Annotated in this window: 14 protein-coding genes; 10 read left to right on the top strand and 4 right to left on the bottom strand. The window is 71.0% G+C overall.

Features of this window, described 5'->3' with window-relative positions; translation table 11 throughout:
* Window positions 1-38 precede the first annotated feature (38 nt).
* The 4 genes from PCA76_RS19755 to PCA76_RS19740 form a co-directional block, all read right to left on the bottom strand.
* Window positions 39-932, bottom strand: a complete 894-nt coding sequence (locus PCA76_RS19755) for a DUF1996 domain-containing protein (RefSeq protein WP_272611933.1) — start codon at window positions 930-932, stop codon at window positions 39-41.
* A 244-nt stretch (window positions 933-1,176) separates the two neighbouring features.
* A complete protein-coding gene (locus tag PCA76_RS19750) occupies window positions 1,177-1,836 on the bottom strand; it encodes a C39 family peptidase (RefSeq protein ID WP_272611932.1) in 660 nt (219 codons plus the stop codon).
* Between the two features lie 775 nt (window positions 1,837-2,611).
* Window positions 2,612-4,495, bottom strand: coding sequence for a Xaa-Pro dipeptidyl-peptidase (locus tag PCA76_RS19745; protein ID WP_272611931.1), 1,884 nt, complete (start codon window positions 4,493-4,495; stop codon window positions 2,612-2,614).
* A gap of 162 nt (window positions 4,496-4,657) precedes the next feature.
* Entirely contained in the window at window positions 4,658-5,194 is a 537-nt protein-coding gene (locus tag PCA76_RS19740; protein ID WP_272611930.1) for a helix-turn-helix domain-containing protein, read from the bottom strand.
* A 290-nt stretch (window positions 5,195-5,484) separates the two neighbouring features.
* Between PCA76_RS19740 and PCA76_RS19735 the strand changes: the two genes are divergently transcribed.
* Genes PCA76_RS19735 through PCA76_RS19690 form a run of 10 tightly spaced genes read left to right on the top strand, consistent with a single transcriptional unit; the run spans window position 5,485 to window position 15,651 of the window.
* Window positions 5,485-7,089: an ABC transporter substrate-binding protein gene (locus tag PCA76_RS19735; protein WP_272611929.1), complete on the top strand. Its 1,605-nt coding sequence runs from the start codon at window positions 5,485-5,487 to the stop codon at window positions 7,087-7,089.
* Between the two features lie 10 nt (window positions 7,090-7,099).
* Complete coding sequence (locus PCA76_RS19730) at window positions 7,100-8,185, top strand: ABC transporter permease (RefSeq protein ID WP_272611928.1); 1,086 nt, start codon at window positions 7,100-7,102, stop codon at window positions 8,183-8,185.
* The gene (locus PCA76_RS19725; protein WP_272611927.1) at window positions 8,182-9,081 is read left to right on the top strand and encodes an ABC transporter permease; all 900 of its coding nucleotides are present in this window, start codon (window positions 8,182-8,184) and stop codon (window positions 9,079-9,081) included. The genes PCA76_RS19730 and PCA76_RS19725 overlap by 4 nt, the downstream gene beginning before the upstream one ends.
* Window position 9,082: 1 nt before the next feature.
* On the top strand, window positions 9,083-10,060 hold the full coding sequence (locus PCA76_RS19720) for an ABC transporter ATP-binding protein (protein WP_272611926.1): 978 nt from the start codon (window positions 9,083-9,085) through the stop codon (window positions 10,058-10,060).
* A complete protein-coding gene (locus PCA76_RS19715) occupies window positions 10,057-11,034 on the top strand; it encodes an ABC transporter ATP-binding protein (RefSeq protein WP_272611925.1) in 978 nt (325 codons plus the stop codon). Before PCA76_RS19720 ends, PCA76_RS19715 begins: the two co-directional genes overlap by 4 nt.
* 10 nt (window positions 11,035-11,044) lie before the next feature.
* Window positions 11,045-12,283 (top strand): amidohydrolase family protein, encoded by a 1,239-nt coding sequence (locus PCA76_RS19710; protein ID WP_272611924.1) that lies wholly within the window; start codon window positions 11,045-11,047, stop codon window positions 12,281-12,283.
* Window positions 12,280-13,923, top strand: coding sequence for a DUF885 domain-containing protein (locus tag PCA76_RS19705; protein WP_272611923.1), 1,644 nt, complete (start codon window positions 12,280-12,282; stop codon window positions 13,921-13,923). The genes PCA76_RS19710 and PCA76_RS19705 overlap by 4 nt, the downstream gene beginning before the upstream one ends.
* A 38-nt stretch (window positions 13,924-13,961) precedes the next feature.
* Complete coding sequence (locus PCA76_RS19700) at window positions 13,962-14,339, top strand: nuclear transport factor 2 family protein (RefSeq protein WP_272611922.1); 378 nt, start codon at window positions 13,962-13,964, stop codon at window positions 14,337-14,339.
* Window positions 14,336-14,662 carry a TIGR04076 family protein gene (locus PCA76_RS19695; protein ID WP_272611921.1) on the top strand — a complete coding sequence of 109 codons (327 nt, stop codon included), beginning with the start codon at window positions 14,336-14,338 and terminating at the stop codon, window positions 14,660-14,662. Before PCA76_RS19700 ends, PCA76_RS19695 begins: the two co-directional genes overlap by 4 nt.
* Entirely contained in the window at window positions 14,659-15,651 is a 993-nt protein-coding gene (locus PCA76_RS19690) for an LLM class flavin-dependent oxidoreductase (RefSeq protein ID WP_272611920.1), read from the top strand. The genes PCA76_RS19695 and PCA76_RS19690 overlap by 4 nt, the downstream gene beginning before the upstream one ends.
* Window positions 15,652-15,739 lie beyond the last annotated feature (88 nt).

Genomic DNA, 15,739 nt, shown 5'->3' with positions numbered 1-15,739 from the left:
TGTGGCCGGGCCCGCCTCCGCGGTGTGAACCTGTCGGCTCAGATCGGTCGGCCGTCGTGACCGCACTTGATGACGGGACGGATGCAGTCCTGGACCCGGCGGGCCATCTCCGCCACCGGCCAGGCGTTGAAGAAGTCGCCGTGCATGGTGTAGCCCGGCCCGGAGGCCAGCCGGAACCGCGACGGATCACCGGTGACCGGGTATCGCAGGACCTGCCGCAACTTCGGCACGTGCACCGGGTGGGTGCTCGGGCAGGCCTGGTTCACCGGGTACGCCAGGTGGCTCTTGTGGTCCGGCGAGTCCAGGTCCCGGCCGTTCCAGCACTGCGGGAAGTCCAGGTACGACTCCAGCATCGTGCCGGCCGGGCAGTTGACGAAGTCCTTCGACGGCGGCACCTGCCCGGCGTGCAGGCATGACCAGCGGGCGATGCTGTCGTTCGGTCCGGTGGCTCGCGCGTTGCCGGCGACGAGTCGCAGTCCCAACGGGAACGGCTGGGTGTTCGCGACGACGTCGGCGCGTACACCCTCGCCCAGGTAGTAGAACGTGGAGATTGCCGGCTCCACCGGCACGTTGTCGCGGTACAGGGTCGGCACCCAGTAGGACGAGACGTCCACTCGCGGGTTGCAGGTGGTGGAGGAACGGACCAGGTCGGGAAGCGTGGTGTGGGCGTTCGTCACCGTGCTGCCGAAGAAGCTGTGCATGTGCGAGGCCCCGGGCAGCCCGGGGAAGACGATCGGGTCGTCCGGCAGCCGGTGGCTGTAGGTGCAGTCGGCGGGGAACTCGGCGACCCGGATGGCGTTGACGCCGGGGGCGGCGTCGGCCCGTGCGGTGGTGGAAACGAGGTACGTGCCGAGTAGCACCAGCAGTGCGCCGATCGCCGTGGCGAGGCGCAGCCGGCGGTGGATGCCGGAGAGGGGTGCGGCCCTGTCCATCTCGTGACTCCTGTCGGGGGGACGGGTCAGGGGCAGCTCCGGCGCCGCCGCCGAAGACATCGGAGATTGCCCTGGCCAGACTGGTGGTGGCCGGTTGAGCAGGTGCGAGAGAGCGCTCTCAGCAATCCAAGCCTCACCCCGATGTCGAAGCTTGTCAATACGTGCCGCAGTTGGTGGAAATGACGACGCCGAAGGGCCGGGCCCCCGTGGTGGGGGTCCGGCCCTTCGGTGTTGTGTTGGTGGGTCAGCTGGTGGAGTAGCCGCGGGTGGCGATCCAGTCGGCGAGGTGCTCGACGCTGATCTCGTAGGAGGCGGTGTTCGGGTTGGCGGAGTCGGCGATGGTGACGACGGTGCCGTTGTCGCGGTAGCCGACGACGCTGATGTAGTGCCCGCCCTCGAAGGAGTGGGTGGTGCCGTCGGTGTCGGTGGTGGTGCCGGCGATGTTCGCGACCACGGCGCGGCCGTCGTCGACGGTCTTGACGATGTCGGTGCGCAGCTTGTCGGTCTGCTTGTCATCGGCGTTGGGGTTGCTGATCTCCACGGAGTGGTAGGCGTCGTTCTTGCCGGTTTCCTTGTTCAGGACCGGGGTGATGTCGTTGATGGAGTTGGTGCCGTCCTCGGTGGTGCCCATTTCCTTGGCCATGTCGTCGACGCTGATGTTCTTGCCCTGCACGCTCAGGGCGTTACGCGCGGCGGCGGGGCCGCAGTAGTAGAAGTTCGGCTGCGCCTCGTAGCGCACGCCCAGTTGCCGCTCGCCCGAGGGCTTGCGGTCGGTCTGCGTCTGGGTGGTCGGCTTGGCGTCCGACGCGGCGTACGCGGCGGTGATGGGGCCGGCGATGGCGCCGCCGGTGAAGGCGAGTCCAGCAGCGGTCAGTGCGGTCTTACGGATCAGATCGGTACGCATGATGGCGTGCTCCTCTGCATCGGGGGTGCGCACGGCACTTCAAGGGGGGTCAAGGCGACCGTGCGGAGAAGTTCAAAGGGGATCTGCCCGGCGGCCCGGGGGCCGGCGTCGGGTGTCTCAGGGGGATGTAACCGTGGCGGCCCGGCGGGTGTTCCCGGCTGGGCGCCGCACACCAGAGCCCGGGGGCTGCGGTCGTCTGCCAGGTATAACGACTCCGGCCGGCCCACGATTCCACCCTGAGGGTGCCACCGGCCACAGGACAAAACCCCCACACGGAACAAACCGACGGGTCGAGCCGGCGCAGCGGCCGACCGGGCGGTGATCCACTCCGGTTCGGCGATATCGCGGTATCCACCGGCCAGGGATGCCCCCGTATCGGCGAAACCGAGTCGATCACGTCACGTCTGGGACGTCCGGTTGACGCCGTCGAGTTGGGCCCCGGGGGTCCGATTCGGGGCTCCCAGGCAAGCGGAGTCGGACAAAAATTGCTAAACCGCCCATTCCTGGCCGGGCTCGATCGAGGGCCTCTCCCGGCACGTTCGGGTTCAGCCCGGACCACACCGTCGAGGCTCGGACCACCCGCCCTCGGGACCCGGTCGGACGCCACCGAGCTGCGGCTCGCCGACCCAAGATCGTGCTCGATCCAGGAAACAGGCCCTTCGCGGGTGGACGAGGCCACTACATCCAGGATCGAGCACGATCATCTGAGGCCTGGATGCGCAGGTGGGGCAGCCCTGTCATTCGGGCTGCCCCACCTGTGTGGGTAGAACCGGAATCAGAACCCGAGGACGCCGCGTCCGCCGACCACCGGCAGTCGCAGTTCGCTGTCGTTCGGCGCGACCCGCAGCTCGGTGCCGCCCAACGGCAGCAGGGTGTACTCCTGGTCGCTGGAGAACACGACCACGCCGATCCGGTGCCCCGCCGGGAAGACGTAGTCCTTCGGCTCCATGGTCCACCGGTAGTCGTACAGCTTGCCCTGCTTCACCGGCTCGGTGCGCGCGGCGTTCTTGCGGTTCTGCGGGTCCATCCAGCCACGGGTCACCACGGTCGGCGCGGCGGTCGACCCGGCCGGGCCGTAGTCGACGAGGTACGCGGTGAGGTTCGCGTCCGGTTTGTTGTCGATCGCCATCCGCAGCCGCATCTCTGGACGTCCGGAGATGCGGACGTCCTGTGTCAGCGCGGGGGAGCGGTAGGCGAGTCGGTTCGGGCTCGCCGTGTCCGGGTTGGCGACCAGGGTGTCCGGGTGGATGGTCCGGCCCTCGTCGACGAAGCTCTGCTCGACCTTGCCCTTCGGGGGCTTGCCCGTGGTGAGCGCGCCCGGGGCGGTGGCGTCGGTGGCGGCGAACCGCAGCCCGACCTCACGCGCTGCCGGGTCGGGCCAGTTGGCGTACGTGGTGTACGCGCGGTCCTCGCGCTGCAGCACCGCCGTCGGCTCGTCCATGATGCCGTTGCGCACGTTCCACAGCCAGAAGTCGAACCAGCGGTTCTCGGTCTGCTTGTACGTCCAGGTCTGCCCGCTCGGCAGGGTCACCGAGGCGTTGCTACCCGGGCCGCCGTGCCCGCCCTGGTGCAGCCAGATCTTGCGCGGTACGTCGCGCTTGGCGAGCTGGTCCCACCAGCCGGCGAAGTGCTCGGTCTTCACGTTCCAGTCGTTGAGGCCGTGCACGACGAAGACGCTCGCCTTGACGTTGCGGGCGTCGAGGTAGTCGCGATCCCGCCAGAAGTCCGAGTAGTCACCGGTGACCCGGTCCTGCTCCTCGGTGATCGTCGCGAGCTCGTCGGCGCAGGGCCCCTCGGCCCGTGCCTGCCCAGCGGTGTACTGGGCCAGGATGTCGAGGTCCTCGCCCTGGAACGTCCCGGGTGCGACTACCAGGCCGTTGGCCCGGTAGTAGTCGTACCAGCTGCTGATGGCGGAGACCGGCACGATGGTCTTGAGTCCCTTGACCCCGGTGGTGGCCACCTGGTTGGGCAGCGTCCCGTTGTAGGAGACGCCGGTCATGCCGACCGCGCCGGTGGTCCAGCCGGCGGTGACCGGGGCGCCGTTCGCGTCGTACCCCTTGGCCCGGCCGTTGAGCCAGTCGATGACGGCCTTGGTGCCGAGCGTCTCGGCCTGGTCGCCGCTGGTCGGGCAGCCGTCCGAGTCGCCGGTGCCGACGCTCTGGCCGAGCACCACCGCGTACCCGCGTGGCACGTAGTAGTCGTCGAGCGAGCCGGGCAGGTTGGCCTTGGCCTGGGCTCGCTGTGCGTCCGCGTCGAGCGAGCGACGCCCGGACCGGTCGGTCAGGCCGTTCTGCGGCAGGTCGTCGACCAGCACGCTCGGGTACGGCACGTCGCCCCAGGTGCCCTTGCGGTACGGGCTGTGCTCGAAGATGACCGGCACCTTGAAGCCCTGCGTGGCGGTCTCCCGGGGCCGGGAGATGTCGATCGCCACCCGGTCGAGCCGGCCGTCGTGATCGGTGTCCACAGGGGTCTGGACGAATACCCGCTCCTCGATCGCGTCGGCGAGCGAGAACACGGGTTGGGTCATGCCGTCGCTGACCACGATGCCGGTGGGCGTGGGCGCCGTGGGTGGGGCAGCGGCCGCTGTCGGGGCTGCGCTCAGGACCAGGGCGCCGGACACACCGACGCTGAGTAGTGCCAGATGGCGGGGTCGACGCACGCGCGTCTCCCTTCGGTTGGGCTGGTTGCCGGGGTCGGCAGGGGCCAATCTCGAAGATCCATTCGTCGACATGCTAGGTCGGAGCCGGCGTTCCGTCGATCCCTTCGGGTAGGGATGCACCATCCGTCCACAATGTGCGCTCAGGGAGTCGGCGGCGTGCGCTCAGGGAGTCGGCGGCGTCACCGCGATGATCAGGTGTGCGCCCTGGTCGCTGGCGTTGCGATAGAGGTGCGCCAGGCGGGAGTCGAAGGTGACCGACTCGCCGACGGTGAGGGTGTACGACTCCCCGTCGATCTCGGCGACGACCGCACCGCTGATGACGATCGCGCACTCGGTCGACGGGTGTGCCCACGGTTCGGCCGAGCTGGCGTCGCCGGGCGCGAGGTGCGCCTGGAGCACCTCCAGGTCGCCGCGGCCGGGAGTGAGTCGCTCGTAGGTGATCTGGCCGGGTGGGGCGGCCAGTCGGGTCCGGGCGCCGACCCGGCTGACGTGCACCGGCGGCGCCTCGGGCTCGGAGAACAGCTCCGCGATCGAGGTATCGAAGACCTGGGCGAGTTTTCGCAGGGTGGACAGGCTGGGATCGGTCGCGCCGTTCTCGATCTGGCTGAGCAGCGCGGGGGACACGTCGGCGGCTGTGGCGAGCTGTCGCAGCGTGAGGGAGTGCTGCTGGCGCAGGTCGCGGAGCCGGTCACCGAGCATGTTTCCTCGTTCCAACAGTGTGACTGAATCTTGATTGACCAAACTATACGGCGCTGTTTAGGGTTACTGAACATCAGGCGGCAATGTTCGACACGACTGAACAAGCCGCGCCGAGGCGCAAACCGGACGACTGTCAGTCCGGCCTACATCCAACCCCGAGACGATGCTCCCGAGAAACCCCGCGTCGCCGTCATCCCATCGGCCCGGCCGGTGGATGGTGTCGCCTTGTCGGGGCATCGACGCCCCGCGGACCCGCGCAGCGGGCCGCGCGATACGAAGGTAGGAACAGCATGTCGGTGTCCCCCCGCCGGCTCCTCGCCGGAGCGTCCGCTCTGGCGACGCTGGCCGTCCTGTCCGTCAGCGCCTGTAGCGCCGGCGGCAGCGGTGGAAACGCGAACGGTGCCGCCAAGACCCTTACCGTGAACACGTCGTTCGTGCTCAAGACCCTCGACCCCGGGCGGGTCTACGAGGCGACCGGCCTGACCGCCGTGCACGCCCTCTACGACACCCTGCTCACCTTCAAGGGCTCGGACGTGAGCAAGCCCGCGCCCGCACTCGCCGAGTCGTACGAGGCATCTCCGGACGCCAAGACCTTCACCTTCAAGCTCCGGCAGGGCGTGACGTTCGCCGACGGCAGCCCACTCACCGCCGACGACGTCGTCTTCTCCCTCAACCGCCTGAAGAACATCAAGGCCAGCCCGGCGGTCACCGTCAGTGGCCTGACCGTGACCAAGACCGACGACAGCACCGTCGTGGTCGCCTCGAACACCCCGGACCCGAACATCCCGGTGGTGCTGTCGATGCCGTCGACCGCGGTGCTCAACTCGAAGGCCGCCAAGGAGCACGGCGCCACCGACGGCGCTGACGCCGCCCAGGGCGACACCGCCCAGCAGTATCTGGACACCAACTCGCTCGGCAGCGGGCCGTACGTGTTGAAGTCGTACGACCCCTCGTCGCAGGTGGTGCTGGAGGCCAACCCGAAGTACTGGGGAACCAAGCCCCAGTTCTCCCGGGTGGTGCTGCGCAACATGGACGTGCAGACCCAGAAGCTGACCATGCAGCGCGCCGAGAGCGCCGAGATCTCCCTGGACATCTCCGGCAAGCTCCTCGACGGGCTGCCGGGCAGCCTGCAGACCTCCGGCGTGCAGGACACCGTCTACTTCCTCTTCCTCAACGCCGACCCGGCCGTGTCGAAGGTGACGTCGAACCCGAAGTTCAACCAGGCCCTGCGGGCCGCCATCGACTACCAGGGGATCGCCGCCCTCTACGGCAAGGGCGCCGCCCCGGGCGCCGGACTGGTCGCACCCGCGTTCCCGGGCACGTTGCCGGCCGGCGAGGAGTCCAAGCGAGACGTGGCCAAGGCCAAGGCGCTGCTCGCCGAGGCCGGCCTGACCAACCCCACGGTGAAGTTCACCTACCCGGCCATCACCTACAAGGGCGTGGACCTGGGCACTGTGGCCACCAAGGTGCAGGGCGACGCCGCCGAGGCCGGCATCAAGCTGGAGTTGAACCCGCAGCCGCTGACCACCTTCCTCGACGAGATGCGCGGCGGGAAGTCGCCACTCGGCTTCACCCCGCAGAGCCTGAACTACCCCGTCGCCGACTCGCTGATCAACAACATGGCGCCGGGGCAGGCGACCGCGCTGCGCTCGGGCTGGACCGTCGAACGGGCCGACCCGGCCGTGGTGGCCGCCGGCAAGAAGGTCACCGAGACCCTCGACCTGGCCGGTCGGGCCGCCGCGATGCAGGAGTGGCAGCGGCTGATGAATCAGTCCTCGCCGTACCTCGTACTGGCCAGCAACTCCTCCATCGTGGTGGCGACCAGCGATCTGACCGGGGCGGACTACAACGCCGCCGGCTGGCAGGTCGACATCGCCGCCGTCGGCCGCAAGTAGTCGCGACGACATGACGACAGTCCACGACGGTGAGCCGGGCGCGGTCAGCACGACCGCGTCCCGGCCCCGGGGTGCCCACCCGCTGCTGATCTTCCTGGCCAAGCGGGTGGCGATCACCGCCGGATTGCTGCTGGGCGTCACGGTGGTGACGTTCGGGCTGGTCAACGTGGTCCCCGGTGACCCGGTGACCGCCAACCTGTCCGACCAGGCGCTCAACGACCCGGCGGCGGTGGCCGCGTTCCGCGAGAAGTGGGGTCTGGACCAGCCACTCTGGGCCCAGTACCTGCACTACCTGGGCAACCTGCTGCACGGCGACCTGGGCCACTCCCAGCAGACCGGCCGGGCCGTCCTGGACGACCTGCTCCACTACGTGCCGGCCACCCTGGAACTGGCCATCCCGAGCATGGTGCTGGCGCTGCTGATCGGCACCGGGATCGGCATGCTCGCGGCGGTCCGCAACGGTCGGCTCACCGACCAGCTCGTCCGGATCGGCGCCCTGCTCGGGCTCTCCACCCCGCCGTTCTGGCTGTCCCTCGTCGTGCTCTACGTCTTCTTCTACCAGCTCGGCCTGGCACCCAGTGGCGGACGCCTCTCCACCGACTTCAGCCCACCGCCCACCGTCACCGGCATGTACACCGTCGACGCGGCGCTCGCCGGGCAGTGGGACGTCGCCTGGGACGCCGCTCAGCACCTGTCCCTACCGGTGCTCGTGCTGACCTCGCTGACCGTGGCGATGCTGGTCCGGTTCGTCCGCTCCGCGATGCTCGAGGTGCTTCAGCAGGACTACATCCGTGCGGCGTACGCCAAGGGTCTGCCGACCCGGGTGGTGCTGCGCCGGCACCTGCTGCGCGCCGGCCTCGTCCCGGTGGTCACCGTCTCCGGGCTGGCCTTCGCCTCACTGCTCTCCGGGACAGTGCTGGTTGAGAGCATCTTCGGCTGGCCCGGCGTCGGCCAGTACGCGTACCGCAGCGCCACGGCGTTGGACCTGCCCGCGATCCTCGGCGTCAGCCTGTTCGTGGCGCTTGTCTACACACTGGTCAACCTGACCGTCGACCTGCTGTACGGGCTCATCGACCCGAGGATCCGCCTGTCATGACGACACTTGCAGACCCGAAGGCCGAGCGGGCTCTGGGCCGGCGCCGCTGGCTCGGCCGACTGCGTGGCGGCTCGACCAGCCGGCCGGTCTGGCGTCAGCCGATCACCGTGGTGGCGCTGACCATCCTCGGCGGATGGTTGCTGCTGGCGCTGCTCGCCGGAGTTCTCGCGCCGTACGACCCACTGGCGCAGAGCCCCGACACCTACGCACCGCCCTCCGGGGCGCACTGGTTCGGCACGGACTCGCTCGGCCGGGACATCCTCAGCCGGGTCATCCACGGCGCCCGCCTGTCGATCCCGCTGGCCCTGGCCATCGTCTCGCTGGCCCTGCTGGTCGGCGGGCTGCTCGGACTCGTCGCCGGATACGTCGGCCGGTTCGTCGACGAGGCGCTGATGCGCCTGACCGACCTGGTGTTCGCGTTCCCGCAGATCATCCTGGCCATGGCGGTGACCGCGGCGTTCGGCCCGAACACCCGCAACGCCGTGCTGGCGCTGGTCATCGTCTCCTGGCCGGTCTATGCCCGGGTCATCCGCAGCGCCGTGCTGAGTATGCGCGGCGACGACTACCTCAACGCCGCCCGACTGCTCGGCGTCGGGCCGATCCGCGCGCTGCGCCGCGACGTGCTGCCCAACAGCATCGGCCCGGCGATCGTGCTGGCCACCCTGGAGCTCGGCAACGCGGTGCTGCTGCTCGCCGCGCTGTCGTTCCTCGGCCTGGGGCCCCGCCCACCGGCCGCCGAGTGGGGCTCGATGGTGGCCCTCGGCGCGCAGGACCTGTCGATGTGGTGGGTCAGCGTGTTTCCCGGTCTGGCCATCCTGACCGTGGTGATGGCCTTCAACGTGCTCGGCGACGCACTGCGTGACCGGCTCGACCCCCGCTACGCGAAGGGACGCTGAGGTGGCACCGCTGCTCGACGTCGACTCCCTGGCCGTCACCCTGCCCTCGCCCCGTGGCCCGCTGCCGATCCTGCACGACGTGTCGTTGACCGTCGACGAGGGGGAGTTGGTCGGCATCGCGGGGGAGAGCGGCTGCGGTAAGAGCCTCACCGCGCAGACCCTGCTCGGGTTGCTGCCCCCGGGTGCGGCGGTCAGTGGCTCAGCCCGGTACGCCGGCACCGAACTGCTGAGCCTGGACAGCCGAGGCTGGCAGCGGGTCCGTGGGGCCGGCATCGCGATGGTGTTCCAGGATCCCAGCGCCGCACTCCACCCGATGCTCACCGTCGGCCGGCAACTCACCGAACACATGCGGGTGCACCTGCGAATGGACCGCCGGGCTGCCGGCCGCCGTGCCGTGGAGCTGCTCGACCAGGTCCGCATCCCGGACCCGGAGCAGGCCCTGCGCGCCTACCCGCACCAGTTCTCCGGCGGCATGCGGCAGCGGGTCGCCATCGCCATCGCCCTGGCCGCCCGTCCCCGACTGCTGATCGCCGACGAACCGACGACCGCCCTCGACGTCACCGTGCAGGCCGGCATCCTCGCCCTGCTGGATCGGCTGCGCGCCGAGACCGGGCTGGCCGTCGCGTTCATCACCCACGACCTCGGGGTGCTCAGCGCCCTCACCACCCGTGGATACATCTTCTACGCCGGTCGGGTCGTCGAGACCGGCCCGACGGGCGCTCTGCTCACCGCCCCCACGCACCCGTACACGGCGGCGCTGCTCGGCGCCCGACCGCACGGCACCCAGACCGGCGGGACCCTGCGGCCCATCCCGGGCGCCCCACCGGCACCCGGCGAGGCACCACCGGGATGCCCGTTCGAACCCCGATGCGGGTACGCCGAACCGTCCTGCGGCACCGCCCCGCCCCCGCTCACCCCCGCCGGTGTGGACCGGTCGGTGGCCTGCGTGGTCCGTCCGCACCTGGAGGTGGCCGCATGAACACCCCAGCGCCCGCCCGGCTGTCCTTCACCGACGTCGAGGTCGAGTACCGCTCCCGAGGGCGTGGGCGCGTGCGCGCCGTCGCCGGGGTCAGTCTGGAGGTGCTGCCCGGCCAGATCGTCGGCCTGGTCGGCGAGTCCGGCTGCGGCAAGTCCTCGTTGGCGCGCGTCGCGGTCGGGCTGAGCGCACCGAGCGCCGGCACCGTCGAGTACGCCGGCCGACCGGTCACCCCGCTGGGCTGGCGACCCCGGCCCGGCGCCGAGGTCGGTCTCCAGATGGTCTTCCAGAATCCGTACGCCTCGCTGAACCCTCGACGCACCATCGGCTCCCAACTCCTCGACGGTGTGCCGGCGGCGGTCACCGGCGCGGCCCGCCAGGCCCGGGTGCGCGACCTGCTCGATCGGGTGGCGATGCCGGCAAGCGCCGCCGAGCGGTATCCGCACCAGTTCTCCGGCGGTCAACGGCAGCGCCTGGCGATCGCCCGCGCGCTCGCCCCGGAACCCCGGATGATCATCGCCGACGAGCCGGTTACCGCGTTGGACGCCTCGTCCCAGGCCCAGGTGGTCAACCTGCTCGTCGGGCTGGTCCGCGACCTCGACATGGGCATGCTGTTCATCTCCCACGACCTGGCGCTGGTGCACGAGATCGCCGACGTGACCGCCGTGATGTACCTGGGCCGGATCGTCGAGGCCGCGCCCACCCGCGAGCTGTGGCGCGAGCCCCAGCACCCGTACACCCGGGCGCTGATCGACGCGGTGCCGCAGATCGGTCCCACTCCGCGTCTGCCCGCCGTCCTCGCCGGGGAGGTGCCCGACCCGGCCAACGCCCCCACCGGGTGCCGGTTCCGGCCGCGCTGCCCGCACGCCTTCGACCCGTGCGGCGACCAGCCGCCCACCGTCGACCTGGGCGGCCGCAGCGTCGCCTGCTGGCTCACCGACCCCGCCACGGCACCGACCGTCGCGCGCTCACTCTGAGGACGCACCCATGCGCATGCCCACCGAACAGGTCCTGGTCAACCTCGCCCTCTACGACGGTGTCGAGGACGCCCTCCAGCCGGATCACGGCATCTGGATCGGCGCCGACGGGATGATCCGCGCCGTCGGCCAGGTCGACGACGTCCTCGCCGAGGCCGGTGACGCCCGGGTGGTCGACCTCGGCGGCGACCACGTCATGCCCGGCCTGACCAACATGCACGTGCACCTCTCGCTCGGGCTCCCCGGCCACCTCGCCGACACGGTGCACAGCTCCAACCTGGCCGAGTTGGTGCTGCTGATGGCCGATTCAGCGCGGCGCACCCTGCACTCCGGCGTCACCACCGCCCGCCTCGTCGGGGAGAGCCGCTACGCGGACTTCGCCCTGCGCAAGGGAATCGAGGCCGGTGCCGTCGACGGACCGCGCATCTTCACCGCCGGTCACGCGCTCTGCTGCACCGGCGGGCACGGCTGGGAGGCCGACGCACTTGAGGCCGACGGCGCGGACGGGTTCCGCCGGGCCACCCGCGAACAGCTCCGCGCCGGCGCCGACCTGATCAAGGTCTGCATCTCCGGCGGCATCGCCGGCCAGCACGAGGCGATCGACACCCCGCAGCTGCTCGACGACGAGATGGCAGCCGTCATCCGCGTCGCCCACGACTGGGGGCGCAAGGTCACCGCGCACGCCGGCCCGGCCGACTCGGTCCGCCGCGCGGTGGAGCTCGGCCTCGACTGCGTCGAGCACGGCTACGAGCTGACCGACGACGTCACCAGGCTGATGGCCGAGCGGAACGTCTGGTACGTGCCGACCATCGTGGTGAGCCGCTGCGAGCAGTTCTTCCGCGACTCCGGGGTGCCCGGCTGGCTGATGGACCGGGCCCTCGCGGCCGGGCCCCGGCACTGGGAAAGCCTCCAGCACGCCATCCGCAACGGCGTGCCGATCGCCCTGGGCAGCGACATGCCCCCGCACGCGGGTTACGACGAGACGACGGCCACGGTCCGCGAACTGGAGTTCATGGTGGACGCGGGAATGTCCGTCGCGGACGCCCTGAAGGCCGCCACCACCCGCCCCGCGCAGTGGCTGGACCGCGCCGACACCCTCGGCACCGTCGAGACGGGCAAGCACGCCGACCTGCTGGTGCTGCGCGACGACCCGACCCGCTCGGTCTCCGCGTTGCGCACGCTGCACGCGGTGCTCAAGGGCGGCGTCGCGTACCGCGACGACCACGGCCGACTAGGCGTACCGCGATGACCAGCATCACCGACGTCGCCGACGGGTACCTCGACGCGCTCGCCGACCTGGACCCGCAGGCGGCCGAAGCGGCGGGGCGTACACCCGAATCGCAGGTCCCGGATCTCTCACCGGACGGGTTCGACGCACGCGCGGAGTTGGCCCGACGCACCGCGACGGCCGCCGCCGCGGCGACCACGCACGGCCCCGGCGAGCGGGCCCTGGCCGACGCCCTGCTCGACCGGATGGCCAGCGAGGTCGACCTGTACGACGCGGGCTTCACCACCCGGCTGCTCGCCCCGCTGGCCACCCCGGTGCACCTGCTCCGGCAGGTCTTCGACAACCTCCCCAGGGACACCGAGGACGACTGGGCGGTGGTCGCCGCCCACCTGCGCCAGGTGCCCGACGCCCTCCACCGGTACGCCGCGACGCTGCGCCGGTCGGCACAGCGTGGCCACGTGGTCGCCCGCCGGCAGGTGCTCGTGGTCGCCAACCAGTGCACGGCCTGGACCGTCGCCGACTTCTACGGACGGCTGGTCGACGGCTGTCCCGGCGGGTCTCTCGGCGCGCAGCTGCACCTGGGCGCACGGCTGGCAACCGCCGCCACGGCGGACTTCGCCGCGTTCCTCCGCACCGAACTGGCACCCGTCGCGTCCGAGGTGGACGGTGTCGGCGCCGACCTCTACCGGGTCACCGCCCGCAGTTTCCTCGGTGCGACCGTCGACCTCGACGAGGTGTACGCCTACGGGTGGGCGGAGTTGGCCCGCACCGCCAGCGAGCTGCGTACCGTCGCGGGCGAGCTCGGCCACCCGGACGTGGCCGCCGCGCGGGCGGCGTTGGACGCCGACCCGGCGGGCCGGGTGCCGGCCGGTCCCGCGCTGGAGGAGTGGCTGCGACAGCGCACCGAGCAGCTGACCGACGCGCTCGACGGCACGCACTTCGACATCCCGTCCGCCACGCGTCGGGTGGTGTGCCGGATCAGCCCCGCCACGTCCGGCGTCATGTACTACACGCCACCCGACCCGGCGTTGACCCGTCCCGGCGCGATCTGGTGGTCGGTGCCTTCGGGCGAGCCGACCGTGCCGGTGTGGCGGCACGTCGGGACGCTCTGCCACGAAGGGCTTCCCGGCCATCATCTCCAGCACGCCCTCACCCTCACCACCGCCAATCTGCACCCCTGGCAACGCCACCTCTGCCAGGTGCACGGGTACGCCGAAGGGTGGGCGCACTACGCCGAGCGGCTCGCGGACGAGATCGGCCTGTACGCCGGCCCCGCCGAGCGGCTCGGCATGCTCGACGGCCAGATGTGGCGTGCCGCCCGCGTGGTCATCGACCTGGGTCTGCACCTCGGGCTGCCGATCCCGACCGGCAATGGCTTCACCCAGGAGCGGCGGTGGACTCCCGCGCTCGCGGTGGACGTTCTCACCCGTGTCGCCGGCCTGGACGCCGAGACCGCGCGCTTCGAGGTCGACCGGTACCTCGGCTGGCCGGCGCAGGCCCTGGCCTTCAAGGTCGGGGCGCGGCTGTGGCAGCAGGCCCGCCGGGAGGCCGAGCAGCGCGAGGGCGCCACATTCGACCGGAAACGTTTTCACCACACCGCGTTGGCGCTTGGACCCATGGGACTGGACCCACTCCGCGCCCGCATGGCCGACCTGCCCTGACCACCGCACCACCACACCCCGATCGGGAGTGACCACCGATGACCACCGATGAGCTCACCACCACCATCACCGATCTGTACCGGTCGCTCGGCGACCGGCCCGCCTTCGACGCGCACCTGCACCCCGACCTGACGTTCTGGGAGTCCGACGCGGACGGCCTGCTGTCCGGCCTGGGCGCGCTGGACGACCTGCGGGACCGGCGGGCGACCCGGGTGGCCGCCGGGTCACCTCCGCTCTCGGTGGCGCCGGAACATCTGCACGCCGACGCCTGGGGAGACACCGGCCTGGTGCGCTACGTGCTGCGAGCCCGTTACGGCGACACGCGGTCGGACGAGTGTTTCCGGGTGACCGACGTGCTGCGCCGCGAGGGTGGCACCTGGCGGATCGTGCACCACCACGCGGAGGCCGTGCGATGAGCGCCGAGGAACCAACCACCGACCTGTACGACCTACGGGTCGTGGTGGAGCGGATCGAGGGCCGCTCGGTGTGTGGCCTCACGCCGGGCGACCACTTCGACGTGACCGGCTCGAACCGGCTCACCATTCCCGAAGGCAAACACTTCTGCCTGTACGCCCTGGCCGCGTGCCTGCCCCTGCTGCCGGCGAAGCAGCGGGAGTTGGCCGAGGGCGACTGGATGGCCCGGGACAGCCATGTCGCCTGCCCGGACCCGGACGAGCGGGTCGTCATGCGCATCGAGCGGACCAGCCGTCGGCGGATCCCCACCGGAGAGCTGACGTGAGCGCTGGGCTGGTCGGCATCGGCCTGCAGTCCGACAAGTCCGCCGACGAGTACGCCGAACTGGCCGAGCTGACCGAACGGCACGGTTTCGACGTGCTGTCGGTCTTCGGTGACCTGATGTACCAACCGCCGATCTTCCCGCTGTTGGTGGCGGCCCGGCACACCCGGCGGATCCGCCTGGGCGCGGCGTGCCTCAACCCGTTCACCATGCACCCGGTGGAGGTCGCCGGTCAGGTGGCCGCACTGGACCTTGCCTCGCATGGCCGGGCCTACCTCGGGCTGGCCCGGGGCACCTGGCTCAACGAGGTCGGTGTGCCGCAGGTCCGGCCCATCCGGCGCATCGTCGAGACCGTCGACGTCGTCCGACTGCTGCTCGCCGGCGACGACAGCGGCTATCAGGGCGGGGAGTTCACCGTGGCGCCGGGCACGTCACTGCGGTACACCCCGGCCCGTGCCGACGTGCCCGTCCTGGTCGGCACCTGGGGGAGGCAGACCGCGCGGGCGGCGGCCGGGTTCGCCAGCGAGGTCAAGGTCGGTGGGTCGGCGAACCCGGCGATGGCCCGGACGATGCGAGCCTGGCTGGACGACGCGGCCCCCGTGGAACGCGACCGAACAGGTGTCGTGCTCGGGGCGGTCACCGTCGTCGACGAGGACGGTGTGCTGGCGCGTCGGGTGGCGCGCCGGGAAGTGGCCATGTACCTCGCGGTGGTCGCCGCCCTCGACCCGACGATCGAGGTGGACCCGGAGTTGCTGGCGCGGATCCAGCAGCACGTCGGCCGCCGGGAGGACGACCTGGCCGGTGCGCTGATCGGTGACGACCTGCTCGACCTGTTCGCCTTCTCGGGCACCCCCGAGCACGTCGCGGCGCAGGCCGCGGCGGTGTTCGACGCCGGGGCGACCCGGGTCGAGTTCGGCACCCCGCACGGGTTGACGCCGCACCACGGCATCGACCTGCTCGGCCGGCGGGTGCTTCCGCTGCTGCACGGGTGAAAATCCCCTCGTCGAGGGCCCGCGAAGATCATGCTCCCGTGCATATGATCTTGCAGGAAGTCGCCCGAAGAGGCGCTTTCGTCCACAT

It is taken from the genome of Micromonospora sp. LH3U1 (assembly GCF_028475105.1).
In the GTDB taxonomy this organism is placed as follows: domain Bacteria; phylum Actinomycetota; class Actinomycetes; order Mycobacteriales; family Micromonosporaceae; genus Micromonospora.
Note: the sequence above shows the minus strand (reverse complement) of the source record. Positions and strands in the feature narration are given on the sequence as shown.